We start from the raw sequence: 495 nt of genomic DNA, 5'->3' as shown, positions 1-495 counted from the left end.
CCAAATATCATTTAACTTGTCAACACTTTTTTATTATTTATTTTTATCGCTTAATAAATAATAAAATGCCCTGCTTATCTTGAATAATTTGTTTTCCTTTTTCAACAGGACAATTGATATTTTATCATAAATTCCCGCCCATGAAGTCATAATAATACAAATTAATGCTATTTAAATTGGTATATCTCTAAATTATTCACTATTACTACAACTTTCACATATTGATACACTAGGATAAGTTATCATGCTATTCGTAAAAAGACAAAGATAAAGCTGAGCTTCTATAGGGCCAATTACCTGATAAATTGGTAGGATAATGTAGATCATAACTTAAATATACCTGAGTTTGAAATTGTAATACCTATATTAAGTATGCTATATAAAAATAAAAAAAGAAGTAACATTTGTTACTTCTTTTTGGTGGAGATAAAGGGATTCGAACCCTTGACCCCCTGCGTGCAAGGCAGGTGCTCTCCCAGCTGAGCTATACCCCCA

Annotated in this window: 1 tRNA gene; it reads right to left on the bottom strand. The window is 30.5% G+C overall.

Going from position 1 to position 495, the window contains the following annotated elements:
* Window positions 1-418: 418 nt before the first annotated feature.
* Window positions 419-494 (bottom strand) — tRNA-Ala (locus tag P8V03_RS19090).
* Between the last annotated feature and the right edge of the window lies 1 nt (window position 495).

Origin of the sequence: Clostridium tanneri (assembly GCF_033659955.1) — a bacterium.
Taxonomy (GTDB): domain Bacteria; phylum Bacillota; class Clostridia; order Clostridiales; family Clostridiaceae; genus Clostridium_AM; species Clostridium_AM tanneri.
Note: the sequence above shows the minus strand (reverse complement) of the source record. Positions and strands in the feature narration are given on the sequence as shown.